2 protein-coding genes and 1 pseudogene are annotated in these 1,838 nt (G+C 69.7%); all 3 read right to left on the bottom strand.

Annotation, left to right across the window (positions count from 1 at the left end):
* Window positions 1–601: pseudogene (locus DBR34_RS23320) on the bottom strand (cation:proton antiporter); the annotation flags it as partial.
* A gap of 111 nt (window positions 602–712) precedes the next feature.
* Complete coding sequence (locus DBR34_RS15365) at window positions 713–1,363, bottom strand: dienelactone hydrolase family protein (protein ID WP_128097446.1); 651 nt, start codon at window positions 1,361–1,363, stop codon at window positions 713–715.
* Window positions 1,360–1,838, bottom strand: a 479-nt coding sequence (locus DBR34_RS15360) for a class III extradiol ring-cleavage dioxygenase (protein WP_258223977.1), incomplete at its 5' end; no start/stop codon positions are given. The genes DBR34_RS15360 and DBR34_RS15365, both read right to left, overlap by 4 nt.

The following is a 1,838-nucleotide window of genomic DNA, read 5'->3' as shown; positions in this document are numbered from 1 at the left end:
CGCCCAGGGTGACCGCCGCACCGATCGCCACGCCGGCCAGCGCCACCCACAGGAACGTCAGCGAGGCGGTCGCCAGCGAGAAGCTGCCGGTCATCACCGCGGCCACGGCAAAGCGGAAACAGACCAGGCCGGAGGCATCGTTCAACAACGACTCGCCTTCCAGGATGTGCATCAGTCGCTTGGGAATGGGCGCACGCGATGCGATCGATCCCACCGCCACCGGGTCGGTGGGCGAGATGATCGCCGCCAGCGCGAAGGCCACCGCCAACGGCATCACCGGAATCATCCAGTGGATCAGGAAGCCGGCGCCGATCACGGTGAACACCACCAGGCCGAACGCCAGCTCCAGGATCACACCCTTGTCGCGGAACAGGCCCTGCTTGGGAATGCGCCAGCCGTCCAGGAACAGCAGCGGCGGCAGGAACAGCAGGAAGAACATCTCCGGTTCCAGCGCGTGGCCACGGTTGAACACCCCGGCGATGACCGCGCCCAGGCCGATCTGCACCAACGGCAGCGGCAACGACAGGGGCAATACCCGGACCAGATAGCCGCTGGCGACCACGGCCACCAGCATCGCCAGGACGACTTCAATGGTATGCATGCATTTTCCAGTGGACGGCGCGAGGGGGGAGGCTGCAGGCAGCCAGGCGCCGGAAACTGCAAAAAAACTACCACACCCATCCGCCTGCGCGAACGCCGGGGTTGCCGCGGCTCAGTGGCCGGACAGCAGCGCGCGCGTGGTCCACGCGTTGAAATCGGCCTGCATCGCAGCGGTCAGCGTGTGATCAGCCGGGTAGCCGTGCAGTGCATGCTCCACGCCCAGCGCCTGCAGCCGCGCCGCTGCGGCGGTGGCCAGCGCGAACGGCAGCTTGCTGTCCTGCTCACCGTGCAGGATCAACCCGCGCACGCCACGCGTGGCGATATCGGCGGGAATCTGCGGTGCGATCTCCGGCAGGATCCGCCCGGACAGGACGGCGAACCGGCGGGCCACCTGCGGCGCGGTGAGGGCCACGCTGGCACTCATGATGCCGCCCTGGCTGAAGCCGGCCACCAGCGTGTGCGCGGCATCCACGCCGTGCTGTGCCTGCAGTGCACGCACGTAATCGATGAGCAGCAGGCGGCTGGCCTCGGCCTGCGCGGGGTCGATCACCGGCCCCTGCGCGCCGAACTGCACGGTGAACCAGCCGAACGCATCCGGCCCGAACGCCAGCGGCGCACGCGGAAGCACCACCTCCACGCGCGGGTCCAGGCCGTGCGCCAGCGCCTGCAGCGAACGTTCGTTGCTGCCCACGCCATGCAGCAGCACCACCAGCCCGTGCGCCGGGCCGGTGGCGGGGCGCACCACGGCGTGCAGCGTGCTCATGCCGCAGCCCCGTCGAAGCGGTAGATGTCCATCGCCAGGAACCCCGCATCGATACCCGCATCGATGCGCTGCGCACCCAGCGTGTCACCCCCGGCCGCGCCCATCGCCACATGCAGCGGCTGCAGGTGCTCGTCGGTCGGATGTGCCTTGACCGCGTGCGGTGCACGGGCGCGGTAGTCGAGCAACGCGGCGGTGTCGTTGTCCTGCAGGCGCTGCTCCACCCAGTCGATGAAGGGCCGCACGTACGGCGCTTCCTTGCCGTCCTGGTAATGGCCCCAGTCGTGCAGGTTGTGGGTGATGCTGCCCGAGCCGATCACCAGCACACCCTGCTCGCGCAGCGGCGCCAGCGCGCGGCCCAGCGCGAACTGGTGGGCCGGTCCCAGCAGCGGCTGGATCGCCAGCGGCACCACCGGAATGTCGGCCTGCGGGTACAGGAAGCGCAGCGGCACCCACGCGCCGTGGTCGAGACCGCGGG

This window comes from Stenotrophomonas sp. HMWF003 (assembly GCF_003061285.1).
Taxonomy (GTDB): domain Bacteria; phylum Pseudomonadota; class Gammaproteobacteria; order Xanthomonadales; family Xanthomonadaceae; genus Stenotrophomonas; species Stenotrophomonas maltophilia_AP.
This window is presented reverse-complemented; position numbering and strand designations above follow the sequence as displayed.